24 protein-coding genes, 1 other RNA gene and 1 riboswitch are annotated in these 25,272 nt (G+C 64.0%); of the genes, 20 read left to right on the top strand and 5 right to left on the bottom strand.

The genetic code is table 11. The features are described from left to right. Positions 1-2: 2 nt before the first annotated feature. Complete coding sequence (gene tolQ, locus KY494_RS10160) at positions 3-692, bottom strand: protein TolQ (RefSeq protein WP_071078726.1); 690 nt, start codon at positions 690-692, stop codon at positions 3-5. Positions 693-739: 47 nt separating this feature from the next. Then, entirely contained in the window at positions 740-1,141 is a 402-nt protein-coding gene (gene ybgC / locus KY494_RS10155) for a tol-pal system-associated acyl-CoA thioesterase (protein WP_219136423.1), read from the bottom strand. A gap of 309 nt (positions 1,142-1,450) precedes the next feature. Next, positions 1,451-1,574: riboswitch (ZMP/ZTP riboswitch) on the top strand. Between the two features lie 111 nt (positions 1,575-1,685). Between ybgC and glyA the strand changes: the two genes are divergently transcribed. From glyA to KY494_RS10100, 11 genes are all read left to right on the top strand, one after another. Beyond that, the gene (glyA, locus tag KY494_RS10150) at positions 1,686-2,930 is read left to right on the top strand and encodes a serine hydroxymethyltransferase (protein ID WP_219890851.1); all 1,245 of its coding nucleotides are present in this window, start codon (positions 1,686-1,688) and stop codon (positions 2,928-2,930) included. 143 nt (positions 2,931-3,073) lie between these two features. Next, positions 3,074-3,538, top strand: coding sequence for a transcriptional regulator NrdR (nrdR, locus tag KY494_RS10145; RefSeq protein ID WP_071078724.1), 465 nt, complete (start codon positions 3,074-3,076; stop codon positions 3,536-3,538). A 242-nt stretch (positions 3,539-3,780) separates the two neighbouring features. Beyond that, the gene (pilV, locus tag KY494_RS10140; RefSeq protein WP_219890850.1) at positions 3,781-4,350 is read left to right on the top strand and encodes a type IV pilus modification protein PilV; all 570 of its coding nucleotides are present in this window, start codon (positions 3,781-3,783) and stop codon (positions 4,348-4,350) included. Then, positions 4,347-5,315: a PilW family protein gene (locus KY494_RS10135; RefSeq protein ID WP_219890849.1), complete on the top strand. Its 969-nt coding sequence runs from the start codon at positions 4,347-4,349 to the stop codon at positions 5,313-5,315. Before pilV ends, KY494_RS10135 begins: the two co-directional genes overlap by 4 nt. Before the next feature lie 12 nt (positions 5,316-5,327). Beyond that, the gene (locus KY494_RS10130) at positions 5,328-5,960 is read left to right on the top strand and encodes a PilX N-terminal domain-containing pilus assembly protein (RefSeq protein WP_219890848.1); all 633 of its coding nucleotides are present in this window, start codon (positions 5,328-5,330) and stop codon (positions 5,958-5,960) included. Then, complete coding sequence (locus KY494_RS10125; protein WP_219890847.1) at positions 5,957-9,811, top strand: pilus assembly protein; 3,855 nt, start codon at positions 5,957-5,959, stop codon at positions 9,809-9,811. Before KY494_RS10130 ends, KY494_RS10125 begins: the two co-directional genes overlap by 4 nt. A 60-nt stretch (positions 9,812-9,871) precedes the next feature. Further along, positions 9,872-10,369 (top strand): type IV pilin protein, encoded by a 498-nt coding sequence (locus KY494_RS10120; RefSeq protein WP_219890846.1) that lies wholly within the window; start codon positions 9,872-9,874, stop codon positions 10,367-10,369. Positions 10,370-10,532: 163 nt separating this feature from the next. Then, positions 10,533-11,102 carry a GspH/FimT family protein gene (locus KY494_RS10115; RefSeq protein ID WP_258194785.1) on the top strand — a complete coding sequence of 190 codons (570 nt, stop codon included), beginning with the start codon at positions 10,533-10,535 and terminating at the stop codon, positions 11,100-11,102. Positions 11,103-11,168: 66 nt separating this feature from the next. After that, entirely contained in the window at positions 11,169-12,242 is a 1,074-nt protein-coding gene (gene ribD, locus KY494_RS10110) for a bifunctional diaminohydroxyphosphoribosylaminopyrimidine deaminase/5-amino-6-(5-phosphoribosylamino)uracil reductase RibD (protein WP_219891553.1), read from the top strand. 28 nt (positions 12,243-12,270) lie between these two features. Then, the gene (locus KY494_RS10105) at positions 12,271-12,906 is read left to right on the top strand and encodes a riboflavin synthase (protein ID WP_219890845.1); all 636 of its coding nucleotides are present in this window, start codon (positions 12,271-12,273) and stop codon (positions 12,904-12,906) included. 97 nt (positions 12,907-13,003) lie between these two features. Further along, positions 13,004-14,269, top strand: a complete 1,266-nt coding sequence (locus KY494_RS10100; RefSeq protein ID WP_219890844.1) for a hypothetical protein — start codon at positions 13,004-13,006, stop codon at positions 14,267-14,269. Here the strand turns inward: KY494_RS10100 and KY494_RS10095 are convergent. After that, positions 14,266-14,691 carry an OsmC family protein gene (locus KY494_RS10095; protein ID WP_219136415.1) on the bottom strand — a complete coding sequence of 142 codons (426 nt, stop codon included), beginning with the start codon at positions 14,689-14,691 and terminating at the stop codon, positions 14,266-14,268. The two genes, KY494_RS10100 and KY494_RS10095, sit on opposite strands and share 4 nt — an antisense overlap. Before the next feature lie 296 nt (positions 14,692-14,987). Between KY494_RS10095 and ribBA the strand changes: the two genes are divergently transcribed. The 3 genes from ribBA (at position 14,988) to nusB (ending at position 17,213) form a co-directional block, all read left to right on the top strand. Then, the gene (ribBA, locus tag KY494_RS10090) at positions 14,988-16,109 is read left to right on the top strand and encodes a bifunctional 3,4-dihydroxy-2-butanone-4-phosphate synthase/GTP cyclohydrolase II (protein ID WP_219891552.1); all 1,122 of its coding nucleotides are present in this window, start codon (positions 14,988-14,990) and stop codon (positions 16,107-16,109) included. Positions 16,110-16,168: 59 nt separating this feature from the next. Continuing rightward, a complete protein-coding gene (gene ribH, locus KY494_RS10085) occupies positions 16,169-16,651 on the top strand; it encodes a 6,7-dimethyl-8-ribityllumazine synthase (protein ID WP_071078714.1) in 483 nt (160 codons plus the stop codon). A 91-nt stretch (positions 16,652-16,742) separates the two neighbouring features. Then, positions 16,743-17,213 (top strand): transcription antitermination factor NusB, encoded by a 471-nt coding sequence (gene nusB / locus KY494_RS10080; protein WP_071078713.1) that lies wholly within the window; start codon positions 16,743-16,745, stop codon positions 17,211-17,213. Positions 17,214-17,334: 121 nt separating this feature from the next. On the opposite strand, the gene KY494_RS10075 is transcribed toward nusB, so the two are convergent. Beyond that, entirely contained in the window at positions 17,335-18,255 is a 921-nt protein-coding gene (locus KY494_RS10075; RefSeq protein ID WP_258194783.1) for a lytic transglycosylase domain-containing protein, read from the bottom strand. Between the two features lie 478 nt (positions 18,256-18,733). Between KY494_RS10075 and ubiD the strand changes: the two genes are divergently transcribed. Continuing rightward, positions 18,734-20,218: a 4-hydroxy-3-polyprenylbenzoate decarboxylase gene (gene ubiD, locus KY494_RS10070; RefSeq protein WP_071650179.1), complete on the top strand. Its 1,485-nt coding sequence runs from the start codon at positions 18,734-18,736 to the stop codon at positions 20,216-20,218. 174 nt (positions 20,219-20,392) lie between these two features. Then, positions 20,393-20,491, top strand: an RNA gene (gene ffs, locus KY494_RS10065) — signal recognition particle sRNA small type. Here the strand turns inward: ffs and KY494_RS10060 are convergent. Beyond that, a complete protein-coding gene (locus tag KY494_RS10060; protein WP_219890843.1) occupies positions 20,478-20,708 on the bottom strand; it encodes a hypothetical protein in 231 nt (76 codons plus the stop codon). The two genes, ffs and KY494_RS10060, sit on opposite strands and share 14 nt — an antisense overlap. On the opposite strand from KY494_RS10060, the gene dnaX reads away from it, so the two are divergent. From dnaX to KY494_RS10040, 4 genes are read left to right on the top strand one after another with little or no spacing between them, the layout of a single operon-like run. Beyond that, positions 20,707-23,007 carry a DNA polymerase III subunit gamma/tau gene (dnaX, locus tag KY494_RS10055; protein ID WP_219890842.1) on the top strand — a complete coding sequence of 767 codons (2,301 nt, stop codon included), beginning with the start codon at positions 20,707-20,709 and terminating at the stop codon, positions 23,005-23,007. The two genes, KY494_RS10060 and dnaX, sit on opposite strands and share 2 nt — an antisense overlap. Positions 23,008-23,048: 41 nt before the next feature. Continuing rightward, complete coding sequence (locus KY494_RS10050; protein WP_096234483.1) at positions 23,049-23,375, top strand: YbaB/EbfC family nucleoid-associated protein; 327 nt, start codon at positions 23,049-23,051, stop codon at positions 23,373-23,375. A 47-nt stretch (positions 23,376-23,422) separates the two neighbouring features. Beyond that, the gene (gene recR / locus KY494_RS10045) at positions 23,423-24,013 is read left to right on the top strand and encodes a recombination mediator RecR (RefSeq protein ID WP_071078710.1); all 591 of its coding nucleotides are present in this window, start codon (positions 23,423-23,425) and stop codon (positions 24,011-24,013) included. Between the two features lie 3 nt (positions 24,014-24,016). After that, positions 24,017-25,234: a CaiB/BaiF CoA-transferase family protein gene (locus tag KY494_RS10040; RefSeq protein WP_219890841.1), complete on the top strand. Its 1,218-nt coding sequence runs from the start codon at positions 24,017-24,019 to the stop codon at positions 25,232-25,234. Positions 25,235-25,272 lie beyond the last annotated feature (38 nt).

The raw sequence follows: 25,272 nt of genomic DNA, 5'->3' as shown, positions 1-25,272 counted from the left end.
TTTTAGCGCGACTGGCGCTGCAAGATGTTGGAGAATTCCTCGACGAAGCTCTCGAAGCGGATCGCCAGGCGGTCGATGTCATGCGAAAAGCGGTTGTAGGCGACGACGGCGGGAATGGCCGCGAACAGGCCGATGGCGGTGGCGATGAGCGCTTCGGCAATGCCGGGCGCGACGGCTGCCAGGGTGGCTTGCTGCACGTTGGCCAGGCCGCGGAAGGCGTTCATGATGCCCCAGACGGTGCCGAGCAGACCGATGTAGGGCGAGACGGAGCCGACGGAGGCGAGGAAGGCCAGGTGCGATTCGAGCACGTCCATTTCACGCTGGAAGGCGGCGCGCATGGCGCGGCGTGCGCCGTCGAGCACGGCGCCCACGTCCAGCGCTTCGCGCGAACCGTACGATGCCTTGCCCTTGATGAATTCGCCCATGCCGGCATCGAAGATGCGGGCCAGCGCGCCGCTCTGGTCGCGGTTGCCGCTGGCGCTTTGATGCAGCGCATGCAGGTTGCCGCCGGCCCAGAAGCTGCGTTCAAATTCGATGGTCTGCTTGCGCGCTTGGCGCACGGCAAACATCTTGCGGAAAATGTAGGTCCAGCTGGTCAGGGAAATCAGCAGCAGCAGGGCCATGATCAGTTGCACGATCAAATGGGCATTGGAGATGAGCGCGAGGAAAGAAAGATCTTGTGTAACGTTCATTGGCTGGCAGTCTGTTGGGTGAATTGTCCGGGGGGTGGCGGTAGGGCTCAGGCGGCGCGCATGCGGGCCGCCACTGCATCAGGCACGGCGCGCGGGCGCAGTGTCGAGTCGACGCAGCCGATCTTGACGCGGGCCGTGTTCAGCAGGCGCTCGCCGCACCAGGCTTGTTGCAGGAAAACGATGGAGGCGCGCCCCATTTTTTCTATGCTTAAGGTTAATCTTACCGTGTCATCGAGCCTGGCTGGCGCATGATAGTCGGCGTTGACGCTTTTGACAACGAACATCGCGTCGTGCTGTTCCAGCAATTCCTGCTGGCCCACGTCGATGGCGCGCAGCCATTCGGTACGCGCGCGTTCGAAGAATTTCAGGTAATTTGCGTAATACACGATGCCGCCGGCGTCGGTGTCTTCATAGTAGACACGTACGTTCCAGGTAAAGACTGAAGGCATGTTTATTGCGCCAGTAGTGAGATTGAGCAACATTTTACGCGATTTTTCTTCTTGTGACTGTGGGCGCTTGCTGGAAAGCCATGCAAAAGCTGCATATAAGTTGCACCGCAGCATTGTAAATCCGGGGGGCGCAATGGCAAGCTTCGTAACATACGCTTACATGCCGCAGCCAGGTTTAAGTCCAGCTTAAGAGCCGCAGTCACGCTCCGGGGCGGCCTGTGGCCATGCCCGGGCTGCGCGCGGCGATTATAGCCGCACGGTTGCATTCCTTGCTCAATTTGGACACTTAACTTACAATTTGATTTCCATTACGTCTCACGTGACTGGCGAAAAGTCGGCGATCTGCCTGGATGGCGATCGGCAAACCGGCGAAAGGTGGGCACCCACCGGGAAACGTGAGATTTTTCATCAGCCGTTCGCCTGGGTAGCCACTATGGAAAAGCACGAAGAGGCTGCCTGTCCAATGTTGTTATTCACTTAACGCCGGCTCCCCTCATTCGATCCAACCTGCCAGTACAAGCACCCTCATACTTGGAGTTTTTACATGTTTGCAAAAGATCACACCCTCGCCAACGTCGATCCTGAATTGTTCGCCGTCATTCAAAAAGAGAACACGCGCCAGCACGACCACATCGAACTGATCGCGTCGGAGAACTACACGTCGCCAGCCGTAATGGAAGCGCAAGGCTCGCAGCTGACGAACAAGTACGCCGAAGGCTATCCGGGCAAGCGCTACTACGGCGGCTGCGAATACGTCGACGTGGCCGAGCAACTGGCCATCGACCGTGTGAAACAGCTGTTCGGCGCCGAATGCGCGAACGTGCAGCCGAACTCCGGCTCGCAGGCGAACCAGGGCGTGTTCTTTGCCATGTTGAAACCAGGCGACCTGATCATGGGCATGTCGCTGGCCGAAGGCGGCCACCTGACCCACGGCATGCCGCTGAACATGTCTGGCAAATGGTTTGACGTCGTGTCGTATGGCTTGACGGCGGAAGAAGACATCGACTACGAGGCGATGGAGCGTCTGGCCCGCGAACGCAAGCCAAAGCTGATCATCGCCGGCGCCTCGGCCTTCTCGAAAAAGATCGACTTCGAGCGTTTCGGCAAGATCGCCAAGGAAGTGGGCGCCTGGTTCATGGTCGACATGGCCCACTACGCCGGCCTGATCGCCGCCGGCCTGTACCCGAATCCGGTGCCGTTCGCCGACTTCGTCACCTCGACCACGCACAAATCGTTGCGCGGCCCCCGTGGCGGCATCATCCTGATGAAGGCCGAGCACGAAAAAGCCATCAACTCGGCCATCTTCCCCGGCATCCAGGGCGGCCCGCTGATGCACGTGATCGCCGGCAAGGCCGTTGCCTTCAAGGAAGCGCTGAGCCCGGAATTCGTCGAATACCAGAAGCAAGTGGTCAAGAACGCCGACGTGCTGGCGAAAACCCTGATCAAGCGCGGCCTGCGCATCGTTTCCGGCGGCACCGAATCGCACGTCATGCTGGTCGACCTGCGCGCCAAGAACCTGACGGGCAAGGAAGCCGAAGCCATCCTCGGTTCCGCGCACATCACCTGCAACAAGAACGGCATCCCGAACGACCCGCAAAAACCTTTCGTCACCTCGGGCATCCGCCTGGGCAGCCCGGCGATGACGACGCGCGGTTTCAAGGAAGCGCAAGCGGAAGAAGTGGGCAACCTGATCGCCGACGTGCTGGACAATCCGCATGACGCCGCCACCATCGAGCGCGTGAAAGCGGCCGTGAAAGTGCTGGCCGACGCGCACCCGGTGTACGCATAATTATTTGTCCAGAATGTGTCATACGGAGTAAGATTCTGTATGACACATTCCTTCGTGCCCCAGGGCGCCCGGAGTGATTCGGGCGCCCTTTGTACAAGGGCGGCGATTTCCCGTAATTATTACTATAAAGTTGTAGCCAGCCCATGAAATGTCCATTTTGCCAGCACGGCGACACCCAGGTTCTCGATACGCGCGTATCGGAGGAAGGGGATGCCATACGGCGCCGCCGCCGCTGCGGCAAATGCGACAAGCGGTTTACCACGTACGAGCGCATTGAACTTATCATGCCGGCCGTCGTCAAAAAGAATGGCAGCCGGACGGAGTTCGCTGCGGATAAGTTGCGCGGCAGTTTGATGCTGGCCTTGCGCAAGCGTCCCGTCGCGGCCGCCTCGGTGGATACGGCCATCGCCTCCATCCAGGAAAAGCTGCTGACCAGCGGCTTGCGCGAAGTCGATTCCGGCTATATCGGCGAACTCGTCATGCAGGAACTCAAGCGTCTGGACAAGATCGCCTACATCCGCTTCGCCTCCGTCTACAAGAATTTCGAAGACCTGGCCGAGTTCCAGGATGCGATCGCCGAAGTGGGACAGGCGCGCAGCAAGCCCTGACGTACACCTTCTTGTTCACCTTGTTGAAAACGGGGCCGCTCCTGCGCCCCGTGTTCACCACGCCAGCGTTCGCCTGGCAAGCGGTCTGATCAATCCCTACGCTGTTCTTCTCATCTTATCGCCGTGCTGTTTGCGCCAGCGCAGACCCGATTTTTTGCGCGCGCCTATCTTGTAGCTGGGCCGCCTGTTGTTGCGACTCTTTCTGCGGAAGGGAGTAGCGCATGCGCAATGGCGGTCGCACTATGTTTCCTGCCGGTGGCAGCAGCCTCGTCGAGGTGCTGGTGTCGTTGCTGCTGTTGGCGCTGGGCTTGCTGGGCGCCAGCATCCTGCAACTGCATTCCCTGCGCGCGCGCCACGAGTCGGCGCTATTGTCGGCGGGCGTGCAACTGGCCGCCGGCATGGCCGAGCGCATGCGCGCGAACAGCGTGCTCATGAATGGCCCCGATACGGGCAATCCCTACCTGAACGTGGCCTATGCGGCGGCGGACGACGCCGAGGCAGGCGGCGGCGCGCCCGACTGTTTTGGTACTGCCGCCTGCGGCGCGGCCGAACTGGCGCAATTCGACATCGCCGAATGGAAACAGCAACTGCATGCGGCCTTGCCCGGCGCGCGCCTGCATATCTGCCGTGATGCACCCGCCTGGGATGCCGCTGCGCAAGGCTTGCACTGGGCGTGCAGCGGCGGCAAGGGCGCGCCCATCGTCATCAAGCTGGGCTGGCGCGGCCGCTTGCCCGATGGCTCGCCCGCCGTGAATGGGGCAGGCGAGTCGCTGCCCAGGCTGGCATTCCAGTTGGGCGGAGGTGGCGCATGAACGGCGCCTTGTACCCGTATCGTGGCGTGAGCCTGGTCGAATTGCTGGTGGCCCTGTCGCTGGGCGCGCTATTGATGCTGGCCGCCAGTAGCGTGCTGCTGGCGGCCAGCGGCAGCTATGGCGACCAGTCCGCCAGCGCGCGCCTGGACGACAATGGCCGCTATGCGCTCGACACCATCGCCCGCGCCGTGCGCCAGACGGCGTATGTGAACTGGGACAGCAGCGCCGCGCCCGTCGCCCATGCCGCGCACGACAGCGCGAATATCGCGGGGCTCGACGCGCACAGCCTGGGCAAGAACAGCGAGGGCATCAGCGGCGCGTTGCCCGGCGCCCTGCATGGCAGCGACGTGCTGGCCCTGCGCTATTACGGCGCCGGCAAGGAGGAGGGAGGCGACGGTTCCGTGCTCAACTGCGCGGGCTTCGGCGTGGGCGCCGCGCAAACGGAGGCGCAGCGGGGCTGGAGCATTTTCTATGTGGCCCAGGGCGCCGATGGCGAAGGCGAACTGCGCTGCAAGTACCGTGGCGCGAACGGCTGGGGCGCGGACGCCGTCATCCGTGGCGTCGACGGTTTCCAGGTGCTGTATGGGCTCGACACGGATACGCCGCCCGACGGCGTGGCGAACCGCTATGTCAACGCCAGCGCGCTCGACGCCTACGACGCGGCGCTGGTGCTGGTGGGGGCCGACGCGGCCGCGCGCCAGCGCGATTTGCACAGCCGCACGCACTGGAAGCGCGTGGCCGGCGTGCGCGTGGCGCTGTTGCTGCATGGCGAGGCGGGCCAGGCGGACAAGATGGCGGAACTGGGACCGGCGCAGTTCGACCTGTTCGGCAAGGCGTATGCCGAGGCGCACGGCGCCGTCGACACGGGCGTGCGCATCGCGCGCGCGTCCCTGCCCGCCGCGACGCGCTCCCGGCTGCGGCAACTGCTGCAGACAAGCATCATGCTGCGCAACGGGCCGGCATAGGAGGGTGGCACGATGGCTGGCTTTTACTTGCCTCGTGCGCGCCACGGTGGCGCCACCCTCGTGTATGTGCTGTGCCTGCTGGTGATCATCTTGCTGCTGGGCGTATCGGCGGCGCAGATCGCCTTGCAGGGCGAAAAGGCGGCACGCGGCGAGCGCGACCGGCAGATCGCGTTTCAGGCGGCGGAGGAGGCATTGGTGGATGCGCAGAACGATATCGAAGGCTTGCCCGGCGCGCCGGGGCGTAGCAGCCTCTTCGCGCCAGGCAGCGCGGCCGGGTTCGCCGACGGCTGCGGTGAAGGAGGCGCACTGGGCCTGTGCCTGCCAGCAGCCCCGGACGTGCCGGCGCTCTGGCTCAGCACGGACCTCGATGGCGCCGAAGGTGGCAGCCGCGCCGTGCCATATGGCCAGTTTACGGGCGCCGTCATGCAGACGGGGCAGGGTTTCCTGCCCTCGCGCCGGCCCCGCTACCTGATCGAACTGCTGCCATTCCACCCGCCCGGCGCGCAGGCGGCGGCCGTGGCCGGTGGCCTGGCGACGGAAAGCTATGTGTACCGCATCACGGCCATCGGTTTTGGCGCGCAGGAAAGCACGCAAGTCGTGCTGCAAAGTTATTACCGCAAGCAGGCGGCCGGGGCGGCGCCATGAGGGCCTGGTCATTCGCTTGGTGGTTCGCCTGGCTGCTGGTGGCTGGCCTGGCTTGCGGCGGCGCCGTCGCGGCCCAGCCGACGGTGACGCTGGCGCGGGCCGACGCGGGCTTGCACGGCGCCAGGGTGCCGCCGAATCTGCTGCTCAACCTGTCCCTCACGCATGTGGCCGCCGCTGCGGCGCATGGCGGCGAGTATGCGCCGCAGCGCGAGTACGCCGGGTACTTCGATGCGCGCATGTGCTACAGCTATCCGTATCGCAGCAAGGATGGCGTCATGCAGCCGGACTTGCGCGTAGCGACCGCTTACTTCTCCGTGCTGAAGCGGGCTGATGCGCTGCACGGCTGCGGCGGCGATAGTTTCAGCGGCAACTTTCTGAACTGGGCCAGCGTCAGCATGCTTGACATCGTCCGCTATGCCCTCACGGGCGGCGACCGCGTCATCGACGAAGTGCGCAAGACGGTGCTGCAGCGCGCCTGGCTGCCCGATGCTGACAGCTCCATCGACTTCTTTGCCCACCCCGTCTTTTTCCCGCGCAAGGTCTTGCAGACAGGCGTCGTGGCGGCGACGCCGTTTGCGTTGGCGCAACTGGCCATCGTGTCCTGCCGCAATCGCCTGCTGTTCGGCGACGCCAGCTTGCCCCCGGGCGGCAGTTGTGACGCGCCCGGCGTCGCCGCCACGCACGGCGTGTTCCTCGCGCGCGTGCGCGTCTGCGACACGGAAGAAGGGCCGCTGCGTGACGATTTGTGTCTGGCGTATGGCAAGCACTACAAGCCGGTGGGCGCCGTGCAGCGCCTTGGCGGCAGGGTGCGCGCGGGCGTGTTTGGCCACTTGAACGGCGTGAGCGCCAGCGCCGGCCCCGTGTATGGCGGCGTGCTGCGCGCGCCGCTGGCCCACGTGGGCAGGCAGCGCTGGATGGCGCCCGACTATATGCCGCAAGACAATGCTGGCGCCGAATGGAATCCAGTCACTGGCGTCTATATGTCTCAAACTACGGGTCCTGGCGGCGGGGTGACCGCTTACATCAATGGCCTGGGGCGCGGCAACGCCGCGCATCCGGGCGTGTACGCGAGCGCGGCGCCACTGGCCGAATTGCTATACGAATCGCTGCGCTACCTGCAGGGGCGGCAAGCGAGCGCAGTGGTGCCAGCCGCCACGGCCCCGCCTGTCATCGACGACGGCTTGCCGGCCGTGACGCCATGGAGCGACCCGCAAACGGCCAGCTGCCAGCGCCACATCGTCGTCAGTCTCGGCGATGCGGGCATGGCGCTCGACCGCTACGTGCCCGGCAATGTCCCTGTGACTCCCGCATCGAACGGCGACCGTGCCCGCGCCGCCGATGGTTTTGCGCCGCCGCCCTTCGATGCCATGGCCTGGACGCATGCGGTGGGCAGCCTGGAAAGCGGCGGCGTGCAGTGCAATCCCGCGCCGCGGCCCGACCTGGCGGCGCTGGAATTGCTGGCCGACGGGACGGGCGGCGCCAGCTACCATGCGGCGGGCCTGGCCTATTGGTCGCACGTGCAGGCGCTGCGTCCTGGCGGCAAGAACGACGGCGTGGCCAAGGTCGAGCACTATGCGGGCGACTTGCGCCAGGGCGACCCGGGGGGCGTGCCCGGCTCTACGCCCGCTTCTACGCCTTTATTGTTGGCGGCCAAATATGGCGGTTTTCTCGATGCGAACGGCGACGCCAACCCATTCAAGAGCGCAACGGGCAGCGCGTTCGATGAATGGAGCCTGGATGGCCGCTGGCCCGCCCATTACTTGCCCGGCAGCGACCCGGCCGCCCTGATCGCGGGACTGCGCGCGGCCTTTGCCGCCGCCGACAAGGCTACCTTGCCGGCGACGCTCGCGGGGCCGGCCCTGATGGCGCTGGCCAGCGGCACGGACGAGGCATATTGGTTCCAGACGCAGCTGCGGCTGGCTTACGGCAGCATGACCTTGTCGCGCGCCGCGTTTGCCGTGGGGGCCGATGGCGCACTGCTTCCCGGCAAGCCATGGTGGCGCGCTGGCGGGCAGGACAAGCCCGTGCCGGATGGCACGCCCACGTCCTTGCGTCCCGTCTACACGCTCGATGCCAAGGGCGCCCTGATGCCGCTGGCCTGGACGCGGCTCGATGCGGAACAGCGCAGCGCGTTCGACGGCGGCGATGGACTAGGGGAAGCTCGGCTGGCGTATCAGCTGGGCCAGCGCACGCACGAGGTGGGCCAGCCGGGCGGCTTCCTGCGGCGCAGGTCAGGCAGCCTGGGCGCGGCGCCATACGGCAATCTGCTGTACGTGGGTGCGCCGGGGCTGGGCATGGCGGGGGCAGGCTATGGCACGCACCGCCAGGTGCTGCTGCAGCGGCGAAAAATGTTGTATGTGGGCGCCAACGACGGCTTGCTGCATGCCTTTGATGCGCGCACGGGCAGCGAATTGTTTGCCTATCTGCCGCAGGCGCTGCTGCGCGCTTCGGCAGCCGCTGCGAGTACTCACTACAGCCCCGGCCCGCTGCTTGATGGCGGAGCGGCCACGGCGGAAGTGCTGGCGCTGGGGCATTGGAGGACGGTGCTGGTGTCGGGCATGGGCGGCGGGGCGCAGGGCGTGTTTGCGCTCGACATCACCAATCCGGCGCGCTTCGCGCAGGACGGGGCGCTGTGGGAGTTTACCGACCGCGACGACAGGCTGATGGGCAACGTGCGCGCCCCGCCATCCTTTGCCCGCATCAACATGGGCGGCAAGCAGGGTGCGCCGGCCTACCGCGATTTTGCCATCGTCGCCAGCGGCTACAACAATCATGCCGACGATGGCAAGGATACGACGGCGCCCGCGGCGGCCGCCGCCATTTTCCTGCTGGCGCTGGACAAGGCGCCCAGTACACCTTGGCTGTCGGGAAGTAATTACTTCCGGCTCAAGGTGCCCGTGGCCAGCGGCGGCGGCCATGAAAGCGATGGCGACGCAGACGTGGACGCCATGTCCCACGCCCTGGGTCCGCCCGCCGTGGTGCCGGGCGGCGACGGTGCGCTGGCGTATATCTATGCGGGCGATTTGCAGGGCAATATCTGGCGTCTCGACATGGCCGGCGGGCCGCCGTGGAAGGAGGGCCAGGGGCGCAAGCTGGTCTTTGTCGCGCGCGACGCGCAGGGGCGGCGCCAGCCGGTGACGCAGCAGCTGAGCGTGGCGTATGCGCCCGGTGGCGGCTATCTGCTGCTGTTCGGCACGGGCAAGCTGGTCGAAGCGGCCGATACCTGGCCTGCCGCCTTTCTGTCGCAGTCGTTTTATGCCGTGCACGATGATTTGCGGGAAACATCCCCCACGCGCAGCCGGGCCGACCTGGAGCCGCGCGGCTTGGGCGAGGCGGTGGGCGGCGTGCGCGTCGACGGCGCCGAACTGCGCTACACGGGCAGCGAGGCCATGCGCGGCTGGTATCTCGATTTTATGGGCACCGCGCAGACGGGCGAACGCAGCATCAATAGTCCCGTACTGGCCGCCGGCAAGGTGCTGTTCAATACCGTCCTGCCCGGGCGCGACCCGTGCAGCAAGCCGGCCACGCGCCTGTACGTGCTCGATGTGCTGAGCGGCTTCGCCGCCGATGGCGCCGGCGTCGTGCAGGCGGGCGAGCAGACGGGGCGCTTGTTCGATGGCCTGGCGCGCGCGCCGCCGCTGGCGCTGGAACTCAATAGCACGGTGGGCGCCGCGACGGCGGCAGGACGGGCCGAAGGGCGCAAGGAACTGGCTGTGCTGCAACCTGGCTTGCCCGGCGCGGCCAGCGGGGCGGGGTTCAAGTTCGTCAGCGCGCCGCTGCCGGCGCGGCGCCTCAGTTGGCGCGAAGTGGCGAACTGGCGCGAATTGCACGAGGCGGCCAAGAAGAAATAGGCGTGAGCATGGCATGCGCATCGTATCGGCTGGCGCTTTTTTGGGAAGAGGGGAGGTCGCATGGAAGTGGCAAGCCGGAATTGGGTCGCCGCAAACGGTGGCGCTTCTGCTGCCAACGCGCCGGGCTTCAGCCTGATCGAACTGTTGTCCGCGCTGGCAATCATGAGTCTGCTGCTGGCGCTGGCCGTGCCCGCTTATCACGGCCATGTCGTGCGCGCCAAGCGGGTACAGGGGCAGGCGACCCTGCTGCGGCTGATGCAGCAACAGGAACGTTATTATTCGCAAAACAATCATTACCTGGCCTTTTCCTCGGCCTCGCCGGCGTCGCAGGCGCAGCAGTTTCCTTGGTGGTCCGGCGACGGGCCGGCTGCCAGCGCGTATGAAATCGAGGCGCTGGCCTGTCCCGGCCTGGCGATCGGGCAATGCGTGCTGTTGCGGGCCACGCCGGGCACGTCCAAGGTCGATGCGCAATTCCAGGATGCCGATTGCGGCGTGCTGTCCCTGAGCAGCACGGGCCAGCGCGGCAGCAGCGGCCCCGCCAGCCGTTGCTGGCGCTAAGTAACCCCCAATAAATTATTGTGATTTCTGACTTCCATAACCGGCCCTCTGCGGCGTTGCCCGCTGCTAGCAGTGCTCGCACTGCGTCGCAGCGGGCGCCTTGCATAGCATCCGGTTCTGTTCGTCATAAATTCACAATAATTTCCTGAGGATTACTTAGGCCATGGTCACGCACCAGCGGCCACGGTGGGCAGGGCATACCTTGCTCGAATTGCTGGCCGTGCTGGCGATTGCGGCGCTGCTGGCGGCCGCCGCCATGCCCGGCTTGCAGCAGGTGCTGGCGCGCCAGCAAGTGCGCGCGGCGGCCACGGACCTGTTTTCGGCCATCGAATTGACTCGGGCGCAGGCGATGGCGCGGGGCCAGCGCGTGCTGCTGATGCCGGCCGGGCCTGGTGGCACGGACTGGGGCACGGGCTGGCTGGTCTTTATCGACCGCAATGCCAGCCTGGCGTTCGATGACGGTGACGAATTGCTGTTCCGCCAGGGACCGCTGCCGGCGGGCATTACGGCCCAGTTTACATTTTCCTCGGCCACGGCGCCGTTTTATATCGCCTACAATGGCGCAGGGCGCAGTTGCAGCGCGACCAATAGCCTGGCGGCGCGCTGGGGCACCTTGTCCCTGACTTTGGGAAAGCAGGTGCGGCATATTAAAATCAATATGCTGGGCAGGGTGCGCGTGTGCGATCCGCAGCAGCAAGCGGCCAATTGCAGCGGCGTGGCCGACAGTTCGTAGCAAGACTGACCAATGACTCACCTTCAAGCAAAGAAGCCCGTGGAAATACTCAACGATATCGATGGCATGCGCCTGGCGCTGGAATGGGCGGCGCGCGGTTTATACACGACCTCGCCCAATCCCCGCATCGGCTGCGTGATCGTCCGGGATGGCCAGGTGATCGGCGCCGGCGTGACGCAGGCGGCGGGGCAGGATCATGCCGAGGTGCAAGCCTTGGCGAATGCGGCGGCGCGCGGCAACGACGTGCGCGGCGCCACGGCCTATGTCACGCTGGAGCCGTGCAACCACCATGGCCGCACGCCGCCCTGTTCCGATGCGCTCGTGCGCGCGGGGCTGGGGCGCGTCGTGGCCGCCATGACGGACCCGAACCCGCTGGTGGCGGGGCAGGGGCTGGCCAAGCTGGAAGCGGCCGGCATCGCCGTCACCACGGACGTGCTGGCCGACGAGGCGTATGAAATGAATATCGGCTTCTTTTCGCGCATGCAGCGCGGCAAGCCGTGGGTGCGCCTGAAAACGGCGGCCAGCCTGGATGGCATGACGGCCTTGCACAATGGACAAAGCCAGTGGATCACGGGGCCAGAGGCGCGTGCCGACGGCCATGCATGGCGCGCGCGCGCCTGCGCCATCCTGACGGGCATCGGCACAGTCAGGGCGGACGATCCGCAATTGAACGTGCGCGCCGTCGAGACGCCGCGCCAGCCGCGCCGCATCGTCGTCGACAGCCGGCTCGACATCAGCCTCGATGCGCGCATCTTGCAGGGCGGCGGCACGTGGATCGTGGCCGCCGTGGCCAACCCGGAAAAGGAGGCGCAGTTGCGCGCCCTGGGCGCGGAAGTCATCCTGTTGCCGAACGCGGCCGGCAAGGTCGATTTGGCCGCGCTGATGCTGGAACTGGGACGCCGGCAATGCAATGAAGTCCACGTCGAGGCCGGCTCCAAGCTGAACGGCTCGCTGATCCGCGAAGGCTGCGTCGACGAACTGCTGGTCTACCTGGCACCCACCTTGCTGGGCGATGCGCAAGGCATGTTTGCCTTGCCTGCCTTGACGGATCTCAAACAGCAGCGCACTTTGCAATTTCACCAGGTTCAGCAAGTGGGCGAAGATTTGCGTATCCTTGCAAGATTCGTCCAGCGCAATTAATACTTTAATACTTTTATAGGGTTAGTTCATGTTTACAGGAATTGTTGCCGCCATCGGCAAGATTGAAACCGTGCAAGCACTCGACGGCGGCCTCGATGCCGGCGTGCGCCTGACCATCCATGCGGGCGGCTTGCCGCTGACTGACGTGGCTCTCGGCGATTCGATCGCCATCAATGGCGCCTGCATGACGGTGGTGGAAAAGTCGGACACGGGTTTTGCCGTCGATGTCTCGCGTGAAAGCCTCAATTGCACCGTGGGCCTCGATACGACCACGGAAGTGAACCTGGAAAAAGCCCTGACCCTGGCCGAGCGCCTCGGTGGCCACCTGGTGTCCGGCCACGTCGACGGCTTGGGCATCGTGCGCAAGTTCGAAGCCGTGGGCGAATCGTGGGAGCTGGTCATCGAAGCGCCGCATGAACTGGCGAAATACCTGGCCTTCAAAGGTTCCGTCGTCGTCAACGGCGTGTCCCTGACCGTCAACCGCGTGGAAGACCTGGGCGCGGGTGCCGTCAATGGCTGCCGCTTCTCGATCAATTTGATTCCCCACACCATCGCCATGACGACCCTGAAACACCTGACGGTCGATGGCAAGGTCAACCTGGAAATCGACCTGATCGCCCGCTATGTCGAGCGCATGCTGTCGCTGGACAAGGCTGCCGCCTGATATAAAAACACTGCAGCACATCCTTCGCCTTGCCAAGTGTGTGTTGCTTTTCTTGCAGACGCGCATACTATGAAGCTTTCCGCAGTGGAGGCTAGCCATGGACCCGATTTCGCGCGCAACCGTGCCCAACACCATCCCGGCCATGTCCCGCGTGGGCGAGACGGCAGCGCTGGCGCCCGCGCTGCCCGTGCCGCCTTCCAGCGCGGCGGCGGCCCTTGCCGCTCTGTCATCGACCCAGGTCGACCTCTCTCCGCTGGGGCAGTTCCTGTCCGGCGTGGCCTTGTCGCGCCGGCAACTGCTGGCCTTGCAGGGCGCCACAGAGCAGGCCGGCGCGGCAAATACCCCCGTGAATGTCAATGACGACTTGCTGGCGCTGGCGCGGCAGCTGACGGAATCGTTCGCCCAGCTGCAAACGAGCGGCATCGATGCCGGCCAGCTGGCGACGGCCGGCGACACGCCGGGCAGCCTGGCGCAGCGCTACGATTTGCTGTCGGGCGACGGCACGACGGATGCGGCCACCGCGCTGGCGCAGGATGGCAGCCTGCTCACGCAAGCACAGCTGGCCCGCATCGGCATCGATTTGCGCAATGAAGATGTCAATCCAGTCACTTTACAGGCCGCGTATGCGGCCGACAGCAATGCCACCCTGGATGCCTTGCAACAGGGAACGGACGTGCTGGCACAGGTGGGCGCCGTGCTGGCCCGGCAGCAGGGCGCGCCGCTGGCGGCCGTGGTCGAAGCGGATTTGACGGGCGCAACAGTGCCGGCGAATGCCGCGCAGGCCGTGGTTCAAGGGGCGCCGGCGCAAACGGCGGCCATTGCACAACGGCAACTGGAACTGCAGCAGCAACTGGAAACGGAAGAGCTGAACCTGGACTTGCAGGAATTGCGGCCGCCGTCGCCGGCAGTCGTTACCATCGATGAGCAGGACTTGCTGCAGACGCAGCGGACAGACAGCCTGCGCGTGGATGCCCAGCGTATCGACAGCGAACGCATGAATGCCGATCAGCAGGCGCAGCAGAATGAGGCCGCGGGGGCGATACAGGCGGCGTCCGACCGGGCTCAGTCGCTGGCAGGCGAAGCACAAGTACAAGCCGATGCGGGCCTGGCGACGTCGCAAGCCCAGTTGGCACAGCAAAATGCGCAGGCGCAAGAGCTGGCCGCGCAAAATGCGGGCATGGCCGTGCCGCCGCCATCAGCGCAAGATCCGTCCGTGGCGGCAGCCATCGCCGCGTATAACCTGAACAATGCGGCGCTGAATCCGGGCTTGATGAACCGGCCATTGCCGGCCAGCGACTCGCGCCTGCCGCTGGTGGCGCCCGTCGCTGCCGTGGAGCCCGTCAAGCCCGTGACGAAAATCTAGGGCAGCAGGGTAGCGTCGAGGGTAATGTTGGCTTTAAGTAACTTCGATACGGGGCAGCCGGCCTTGGCCTTGCCCGTCAATTCCTCGAATGTTGCCTGGTCGGCGCCCGGGATCTTTGCTTTCAGGATCAGGTGGACGGCCGTGATGGCAAAACCGTCGTCCACCTTGTCGAGGGTCACTTCGGCCGTCGTTTCCATCTTTTCCGCCGTCAGGCCCGCTTCGCCGAGGATCAGCGACAGGGCCATGGTGAAGCAGCCCGCGTGGGCGGCACCGATCAATTCTTCGGGATTGGTGCCGGGCTTGCCTTCGAAGCGGCTGGCAAAGCCGTAGGGATATTCCTGCAAGGCGCCGCTGCGCGTGCTGATGGCGCCCTTGCCGTCCTTGATGCCGCCTGACCAGATGGCCGATCCGTTGGTTTTCATGTTGCCGCTCCTGTGTGGGGTGTCGCTGCGAGTGGGGTGTCAGCGCCGTGGCGGTGACTGGCTGATCTTATGCTCTTCGCACGGCAGGCGGCGCGCGTCTTGCCGCCCTCTTTGCGCTGGATCGGTGAATCGGCGCTTTGCGGGACAGGCTGCGGCGCGCATGCCGCAAAGCTGTCTTATTTCAGGTCTGCAAGCGCTAAATCCTTTAAAATAGCAGGTTATAAGAAAATTCCCGGAAATTCGCGGAATATTCGCACGCGATGTTTCAGTTTTTAGTCTCACTAAGAGGATCAATGATGTCTATATCCAGCACCGAAGAGATCGTCGCTGAATTGCGCGCCGGCCGCATGGTGATACTGGTCGATGAAGAAGACCGGGAAAATGAAGGCGATCTGGTGCTTGCCGCCGATTTCGTGACGCCTGAAGCCATCAATTTCATGATCACGCATGCGCGCGGCCTGGTCTGCCTGACCCTGACGGAAGAGCGTTGCGACGAGCTGAACCTGTCGATGATGACGTCGCGCAACGGCACCGCCTACGGCACCAACTTTACTGTTTCCATCGAAGCGGCCGAAGGCGTGACGACGGGCATTTCCGCCGCCGACCGCGCCAAGACCATCCAGGTGGCCGTGGCCAAGGGTACGCAGCCCAGCGATATCGTCCAGCCCGGCCATATCTTTCCCCTGAAAGCGCAAAAAGGCGGCGTGCTGATGCGCGCAGGCCATACGGAAGCTGGTTGCGACTTGACGGCCATGGCCGGCCTGACGCCCGCGTCCGTGATTTGCGAAATCATGAAGGACGACGGCACCATGGCGCGCCTGCCGGACTTGCTGGTGTTTGCCGAGCAACATGGCTTGAAAATCGGCACGATTGCCGATCTGATCCATTACCGCAGCCAGACGGAATCCCTGGTCGAGCGCGTTGCCGAGCGTACCCTGCACACGGCGCATGGCGAATTCCGCCTGATCGCGTTCCGCGACAAGCCCAGCGCGTCGGCCCATTTGGCCCTCGTGCATGGTGACCTGGCGCCCGGCCTGGAAGCGCTGGTGCGCGTGCACCAGCCCGTTTCCCTGCTGGACGTGCTGGAAAGCGAAGCGACCACCCACTCGTGGACGGTGGCGGCCTCGATGGCGGCCATCAAGCAGTCCGAACGGGGCGTGATGGTCTTGCTGAACTGTGGCGAGACGTCGGGCGAGCTGTTTGCCCAGTTCGCCGCGCTCGACACGCCGCAAGCCAAGCCGAAAGGCCGTGCCGCCAGCATGGACTTGCGCAGCTACGGCATCGGCGCGCAAATTCTGCGCGACCTGGGCGTGAGCAAGATGCAATTGCTGGCCAGCCCCCGCAAGATGCCGTCGATGGCCGGTTTCGACCTGGAAGTAACCGGTTTTCAGTGCCATCCTGGCCAGACGTCGATGTGAGAGTAAACGATGGCGGCATGTGTGTGTCGCCCTGAACCACCAGATTAAAGAGGCATATGATGAGCGTAGGAACCTATGAAACCAATTTTGCCGGCGAAGGTTTGCGCGTCGGTATCGTCCAGGCACGATTCAATGAAATCGTCGGTGGTGGCTTGCTGTCGGCATGCCTGGAAGAGTTGAGCAAGCTGGGCGTGGCCGATGAAGATATCCTGCACGTGACCGTGCCGGGCGCCCTGGAAATCCCACTGATTCTGCAAAAAATGGCAGAAACCGAGCAATTCGACGCCCTGATCGCACTGGGCGCCGTGATTCGCGGTGAAACCTACCACTTCGAGCTGGTATCGAACGAATCGGGCGCGGGCATCACGCGCATCGGTCTCGATTACGGCATCCCCATCGCCAACGCAGTGTTGACGACCGAAAACGACGAGCAGGCGGAAGTGCGCATGCTGGTCAAGGGAGCCGAAGCGGCACGCGTGGCAGTGGAAATGGCTAATTTAGCGCAAGCGCTGGAAGAGTTGCAAGACACAGACGAGGATTAATCGTGCTTGCGCCGCAGTGTGCTGCCTGGCAGCACGCCGCGGTATTCGTCACTATTTGCAGTAAATACGTATTTAAGAACAGGTAACAATCATGACTGAGAAAAATTTGCTCGCCAATCCCAGCAAAAACCGCACGCCGCGTCACCGCGCGCGCGAGTTTGCGCTGCAGGGCTTGTACCAGTGGCTGCTGAACAATGAAGACGCGACCACCGTCGTGAACAATATTCGCGCGGCCCACGGCTTCGACAAGGCCGATGGCGATCATTTCACGGTGCTGCTGTACGGCGCCATCAAGGATTCGCTGGCGCTGCGCGACAGCATGGCACCCTTGATCGACCGCAATATCGCGGAACTGTCGCCCATCGAACACGGCATCCTGCTGATCGGCGCGTTCGAGCTGAAGAACAACATGGAAATCCCGTACCGCGTCGTCATCAACGAAGCGGTCGAGCTGGCCAAGTCGTTTGGCGGTATCGACGGCCACAAGTATGTGAACGGCGTGCTGGACAAATTGGCAGTGAAATTCCGCGAGGAAGAAGTGGGCGCCAACAAGCGCAAGTAATATATAGCGTAGTTCCTGCGGCTGCTGCCGCAGGGCAACAAAAAAGCCACCGGCACTTGCGTGCGGTGGCTTTTTCTTTCGGTGCTGCTTTTTGGATGCCCCTGTGAGGGCTTTTAAAGGGTCACAGGCCGGCGATCTCGTTGTGCGGTGCAATCTTGATGCTAATGTTGCCGCTTTCTGGCGCAGGCGCCTTGGTTGGCGCTGGCGTGTTCGATGCCATCACCGGCGTGCTGGTCGGCACGCGCTGGCCCGCCGACACTTGCTTCAGGCGGCGGTATTCTGCCAGCACGCGCGAGCCGTAGCCCGAGTCGGTGGCGAAGTTGGCGGCGCCCACATAGGTTTTCAAGCCCGCTTCGACGGAACCGCCACGCGTGACGTAGTCTTTCAGGATCAGCGAGCCGACACGGATGTTGGCGACGGGGTTCAGGGCTGCCTGCACGCCGCCCATTTCCTGGAAGCGCTCATGGTGCACTTTCGACATGACTTGCATCAAGCCTTGTGCGCCGACCGGGCTTTCCGCGAACGGGTTCAAGCCCGATTCGATGGCCATCACGGCCAGGATCAGCAGCGGGTCCAGCTTGATTTCGCGCGCCGTCAGGTACGCCGTCGAGACGAGCATATTGGTGGCATCGTTGGCCACGCGGTAGCGCTTGGAGAGCCAGTTGGTGACCCATTGCTGCTGCTTTTGCGTGCCCAGCAAGGCTTTTTCTTCCTTGGTCAAAGGCGCCTCGTTGGCGGCGGCCATTTGCACGGATGCAGGCGCTTCCATCAGTGCCGACAGGGCCGGCGCTTCAACGGCTTGCGCTTCCGTCATGGGCAGCGGGAACAGGCTGTGCGTCAGTTGCTTGCCCAGGTCCGGGCGGAACATCAGCAGGGCGATCAGTGCCAGGGCGGAAATGCCGAAGACTGTCAGTGTGTGTTGCGCCGTGGTCAATACGCCACGTGCCGAAACGGCTTGTGCGCGGGCACGCAAACGCGCCAACGCTGGCTGGCCAGCCACGGTTGAAGCAGGCAATGCTGCTTCAGTGCTACGATGAGTCATAGAGTTCCCCGAAATGTCGCGTCAACAGGCAGTCCCTCCGCGGTCTCGCGGTGTTGTGGGTACTGCCAATGCCGTGCATCAGAAATATCATCGTTTCCGCCGCGTATGGATGCGTGCGAGAAACGCCGTCATTGCTTGCTTGAGCTGATCGGTCCCATGCTGGTATTGGATCAGTCGCAATACAACTTTTACCGGGGGTAAGGCAGACGCCTTTTGAAAACACTCCTTAAAATGTCATGTGGAGCCCCGACTCCGTGAATGAAAGAGAAACGCTAAAATCAAGCTCTGGGCCGGCGTGCTCTTTCAAGTTGGGCGAATTGTAGAAGCCGTTTTATATCAAGTCAATACTAACGAATCGATTCCTTATTACTTTTATGTCTTACTTTTTGTCTTGCATTGTGCCAAAAGCCAATAAAATCAATTACTTGGCATAGATCCTTCAGCAACGGCGTCCGACGTCAAAAAAAATTAAAAACACATGAAATATTCAGATTTGCGAGATTTTATTTCTCAACTGCAACAAATGGGTGAACTTAAGCCTATTTCGACCCCCATTTCGCCGATTTTGGAGATGACGGAGGTGTGCGACCGCACCTTGCGCGCAGGCGGACCGGCCTTGCTGTTCAATAATCCGACGGGATACGACATGCCGGTGCTGGGTAATCTGTTCGGCACCACGCGCCGCGTGGCGCTGGGCATGGGCGCGGAAGATGTCAGCGAGTTGCGCAAGATCGGCCATGTGCTGGCGCGCCTGAAGGAGCCGGAACCGCCGAAGGATTTCAAGGATCTGCTGGGCCTCGGTTCGCTGGTGAAATCCGTGTGGGACATGTCGCCGAAAGAGTTGCGCGGCGCGAAGTGCCAGGAAATCGTCTGGGAAGGCAATGACGTCGACCTGGCGCGCCTGCCCATCCAGCATTGCTGGCCCGGCGACGTCGCGCCCCTGATCACCTGGGGCCTGGTGATCACCAAGGGCCCGAACAAGAAGCGGCAAAACCTCGGTATCTATCGCCAGCAGGTATTGGGGCGCAACAAGGTCATCATGCGCTGGCTGGCGCACCGGGGCGGGGCGCTGGACTTCCGCGAGCATGCGATTCAGAGCAAGGGCAAGCCGTATCCGATCGCCGTGGCGCTGGGCGCCGATCCCGCTACTATATTAGGCGCCGTCACGCCGGTGCCGGACAGCTTGTCCGAATACCAGTTCGCCGGCTTGCTGCGCGGCAGCCGCACGGAGCTGGTGAAAGCCATCGGCAGCGAGCTGCGCGTGCCCGCCTCGGCCGAAATCGTGCTCGAAGGCCATATCTACCCGGACGAAAATCATCCGAGCGGCTATGAACACGCGCTGGAAGGGCCGTATGGCGACCACACGGGCTACTATAATGAGCAGGACAGTTTCCCCGTGTTTACCATCGACCGCATCACCATGCGCCGCGACCCGATTTACCACTCCACCTACACGGGCAAGCCGCCGGACGAGCCGGCCGTGCTGGGCCTGGCGCTGAACGAAGTGTTCGTACCGTTGCTGCAAAAGCAGTTCAGCGAAATCACGGACTTCTATCTGCCGCCCGAAGGCTGCAGCTACCGCATGGCCGTGGTGCAGATCAAGAAACAGTACGCGGGCCACGCCAAGCGCGTGATGTTCGGCGTGTGGAGCTTCCTGCGCCAGTTCATGTATACCAAGTTCATCGTGGTGGTGGACGAGGACGTGAATATCCGCGACTGGAAAGAGGTCATCTGGGCCATCACGACGCGGGTCGACCCCATCCGCGATACCACCCTGGTCGACAACACGCCCATCGATTACCTGGACTTCGCTTCGCCCGTCAGCGGCCTGGGCAGCAAGATGGGCATCGATGCGACGAATAAATGGCCGGGCGAAACGACGCGCGAGTGGGGCACGACGATCGCCATGACGCCGGAAGTGAAGGCCAAGGTGGATGGGATCTGGCAGGAGCTGGGGCTGTAGGTCGGGTTAGCGCTTGCGCGTAACCCGACGTTGCGGCTCAGCAGTGTCGGCTTACGGCCTGCGGCCTAAGCCGACCTACGCCGACCTACGCCGACCTACGCCGACCTGCGCCGACGCACACAGCATTGACACGGCAATTTCCCAATCTTGCGCAGACCGGTTATAATTGTCCCCGGCGGGCCCCTGCGCATCGTGGCATGGCTAACCTGGTCAGGTCGGGAACGAAGCAGCCACGGCTATTAACCATGAGTGCCGCAGATCAGGCTCGCCTCCTTCGGGAAACAAACAGTAAAGCTGCCGTTGGCGGCTTTTTTGTTTTGCGGCGCTGTGTTTTGCCAGTCCGCATGCTTGCCTGATTTTCCAGAATGCCACTCTCCATGTTATACAATTGCTGCTTTGCCGCGTTTGCCAGGATTGACCTGGCCCGGCCATGAGGCTTGCGCCCGCCGCGCAGGATCACCCGCAAAATCGCATGGTAAAATCTCAGCATGTCCTATCAAGTCCTCGCCCGTAAATACCGCCCCAAGAATTTCGAGACGCTCGTCGGCCAGGAGCACGTCGTGCGCGCGCTCACGCATGCCTTGCACAGCGGCCGATTGCATCACGCCTATTTGTTCACGGGCACGCGCGGCGTCGGCAAGACGACCCTGTCGCGCATCCTGGCCAAGTCGCTCAATTGCATCGGCCCCGATGGCACGGGCGGCATCACGGCCCAGCCTTGCGGCGTATGCGAAGCGTGCACGGCGATCGATGCGGGACGCTTTGTCGACTATATAGAGATGGATGCGGCGTCGAACCGCGGCGTCGATGAAATGGCGCAGCTGCTGGAACAGGCGGTCTACGCGCCCAGCAATGCGCGCTTCAAGGTCTATATGATCGATGAGGTGCACATGCTGACGAACCACGCGTTCAATTCCATGCTGAAAACCCTGGAAGAGCCGCCCGAGCACGTCAAGTTCATTCTGGCCACGACGGACCCGCAAAAGATTCCCGTCACCGTGCTGTCGCGCTGCCTGCAGTTCAACCTCAAGCAGATGCCGCCCGGTCACATCATCAGTCACCTGGACAATATCCTGGGGCAGGAGGGCATCGCCTTCGAACAGCCGGCCTTGCGCCTGCTGGCCCAGGGCGCCCACGGTTCCATGCGCGATGCGCTGTCGCTGACGGACCAGGCCATCGCCTACGCGGCCGGCGAAGTCACGCTCGATGCCGTGCAAGGCATGCTGGGCGCACTCGACCAATCCTATCTGGTGCGCCTGCTCGACGCGCTGGCGCAGCAGGACGGCGCCGATCTGCTGGCCGTGGCCGACGAGATGGCCTCGCGCAGCCTGTCGTATAACGGCGCCCTGCAGGACCTGGGCACCTTGCTGCACCGCATTGCGCTGGCGCAAACCGTGCCGACCGCCTTGCCGCAGGATTTGCCTGAATACGCGGACATCGTGCGGCTGGCCGGCGCGTTTGACGCGGAAGAAGTGCAGCTGTTTTACCAGATCGCCGTGCATGGCCGCAATGAACTGGGCCTGGCGCCCGATGAATATGCGGGCTTTACCATGACCCTGCTGCGCATGCTGGCCTTTCGGCCCGGCATAGGCGGCGCCGATGGCGTGCCGGCGGCAGCACCTGCGGCTGCCCCGGGCAACCGTCCCGCCGCCGTGGCCGCCGCGCGCGCCGCAGCCGGCGCATCCGCCCCGGCCGCCCGCGCCGCCAGCAACAGCGTGGCCAGCCATGCGGCCGTGACACCGCCCGCCGTGGTGGCCGCTGCCGCCGCCAGCATGGCGCGCAGCGAAGCGCCGCCGCCACGCGCGGCTGCACCGGCGCCAGCACCAGTAGCAGCTCCGGCACCGGCAGCGCCGCCGGCTGCGGCTGCCCCGGCAGCCTCGGGCGCGCCGATCAGTTCCGCCCGCGCCGCCATCAATGCGGCGCTGGAAGCGGCCCGCGCCGCCTCGAAAGGCCGTCCGGGCAGCGCGCCGTCGGCGCCAACATCGGCGCCCAAGCCGGCTGCGCCGGCACCAGCAGCGGAACCTGTCGCCGCTGCGCCAGCTCCGGCCGCACAGGTCCAGGCAGCGCCGCCACCACGGCCCGCCGCCGCGAAAGCGCCGGCGCCGTGGGACGATGCGCCACCCGTGGCCGTGATGGAAGCTCCTGTGGCCGCTGCGGCACCTGTGCAGCCGGCGCGCCAGGCACCGCCACAGCAGGCGCCCGCCGATGACGACTTGCCGCCGTGGGTCACCGAATTTTCCGACGACAGCGCGTCCATCGCCGTGTCCGCGTCCGCCGCGCAAAGCAGCGAGCAGCCGGCCGTCGTCATGCCGCAGCGTGCCGCCAAGCAAGCCGCGCCCAGCGGGCCGTATGTGATCACGCCCGTGCCGGGCCTGGACTGGGACGGCAACTGGCCGGCCGTCGCCGCCGTGCTGCCCCTGCGCGGCGTGGCCCAGCAGCTGGCCGTGCAAGCCGAGCTGATCGAATGCCTGCACGACGGCCACAGCACCACGTTCCGCCTGCGCGTGCCGATCGATACGTGGCGCAGCCCGGCCAACGTGGAAAAACTGGCGGCCGCGCTGACCGAGCGCTTCGGCCGCAAGGTCGCGGTCGATACGGAACTGGGCGCCGTCTGGTACACGGCCAGCGCGGAAGCGCAGGCGCACCGCGAGGCGTGCCAGCTGCAAGCGGAAGCAACCATCGCCAGCGATCCCTTCGTGCTCGACATGAAGCGTGCATTCGACGCTTTTGTTGTGCCGGGAACGATTACCCCTGCACCGGCCGGCTCCGCCGCGCCGACCCTGCATTGATGATTAACACACTCACAAACTGAATTGAACGGAGCATTCTCATGATGAAAAATCAACTGGCTGGCCTGATGAAGCAGGCGCAAACAATGCAAGACAACATGAAAAAGGCCCAGGAACAACTGGCGCTGGTGGAAGTGGAAGGCCAGTCCGGCGCCGGTCTGGTGAAGATCGTCATGACGTGCAAGAACGACGTCAAGCGCGTCTCCATCGACCCATCGCTGCTGGCCGACGACAAGGACATGCTGGAAGACCTGGTGGCTGCCGCCTTCAACGACGCCGTGCGCAAGGCGGAAGCGACGTCCGCGGAAAAAATGGCAGGCTTGACCGGCGGCATGAACTTGCCAGCCGGCTTCAAAATGCCATTCTGATGCAATCCCGCATGCGCTCGATCTGTGGCACGGGGCAGGGTTGATCCATGTCCAAGTCGCTTGAATTTTTGACCGAGGCGCTGCGGCGCCTGCCCGGCGTCGGCCCCAAGTCGGCGCAGCGGATGGCATTTCATTTGTTGCAGCACGATAGGGAAGGCGCGGCCATGCTGTCGCGCGCCCTGTTCCAGGCCGTCGATGCCGTGCATCACTGCGGCCTGTGCAATACCTTTACCGAACATGAAGTGTGCGAGACCTGTCTCGACGAAGAGCGCGACAAGCGCTTGCTGTGCGTGGTGGAAACGCCCGCCGACCAGCTGATGATCGAGCAGACGCTCACCTACAAGGGCCTGTATTTCGTGCTCATGGGCAGATTGTCTCCGCTCGATGGCATCGGCCCGAAAGATATCCACCTCGAAAAATTACTGGGCCGCGCCAACGATGGCGTGGTCGGTGAAGTGGTGCTGGCCACCAATTTCACAAATGAAGGCGAAGCGACCGCCCATTACATCAGCGAAATGCTGAAGGCGCGGGGCTTGCGCGTGAGCCGCCTGGCCCGCGGCGTGCCCGTGGGCGGCGAACTGGAATACGTCGACGCGGGCACGATTGCCCGCGCGATGCTCGACCGCAGGGCAACCTAAATCATGCAAGAAAAAACGTCGGCTGGTCCTTTGACGGGCATCAAAGTCCTGGAACTGGGCACCCTGATCGCGGGGCCGTTCTGTGCCCGCATGCTGGCCGAATTCGGCGCCGACGTGATCAAGATCGAGTCGCCCGATGGCGGCGACCCCATCCGTACCTGGCGCGTGCTGAAAGACGGCACTTCGCTGTGGTGGTCGGTGCAGGCGCGCAACAAGAAAAGTCTGACCTTGAACCTGAAGTCGCCCGAGGGCCGCGCCATCGCGCGCCAGCTGGCCCTGGAAGCGGACATCATCATCGAGAACTACCGCCCCGGCGTGCTGGAAAAGTGGGACCTGGGCTACGAGCAGCTCAAGCAGATCAAGCCGTCCCTCATCATGGTGCGCCTGTCCGGCTTTGGCCAGACGAGACCGATGAAGGACTTGCCCGGTTTCGGCGCCATCGGCGAGTCGATGGGCGGCTTGCGCTATGTGTCCGGCTTTGCCGACCGCCCGCCCGTGCGGGTCGGCGTGTCGATCGGCGACTCGGTGGCGGCCCTGCACGGCGTGATCGGCGCCATGATGGCCCTGCGCCACCGCGACGTGACGGGTGGGCGCGAGCACGGGGAAGGGCAGATGGTCGACGTGGCCCTGTACGAATCCGTGTTCAACCTGATGGAGTCGCTGGTGCCCGAATACGACCAGGCGGGCGTGGTGCGCGAACGCACGGGCGGTTCCTTGCCCGGCATCGTCCCCTCGAATACCTACACGACGGGCGACGGCGAAAACATCGTGATTGCGGGTAATGGCGACGCCATCTTCAAGCGCTTGATGCTGGCCATGGGCCGCATCGACATGGCGGGCGACCCGCAACTGGCGCGCAACGATGGCCGAGTGGCGCGCACGCAGGAAATCGACGACGCCATCGGCGCCTGGTGCGCCACCCACACGATAGCCAGCGCGCTGGCCGTGCTCAAAGCTGCCGATGTGCCATCCGGAAAAATTTACTCCGTGCGCGATATGATGAGCGACCCGCAATTTCTCGCCCGCGAGATGTTCGAACAACACCATTTCGCCGACGGCACGCCCGTCAAATTGCCCGCCATCAGCCCGAAACTGTCCGCCACGCCGGGCAAGACGCAGTGGCTGGGGCCGACCCTGGGCCAGCACAACGACGAGGTGCTGGCGTCGCTGGGCTATGATGCGGCCGCCATTGCGCGGCTGAAGGCCGATGGGGTGGTGTGATCCGACGCTACCGGCCGGGCCAACAATGTTGTCGGATT

Origin of the sequence: Janthinobacterium sp. PAMC25594 (assembly GCF_019443505.1) — a bacterium.
GTDB lineage: Bacteria > Pseudomonadota > Gammaproteobacteria > Burkholderiales > Burkholderiaceae_D > Janthinobacterium.
This window is presented reverse-complemented; position numbering and strand designations above follow the sequence as displayed.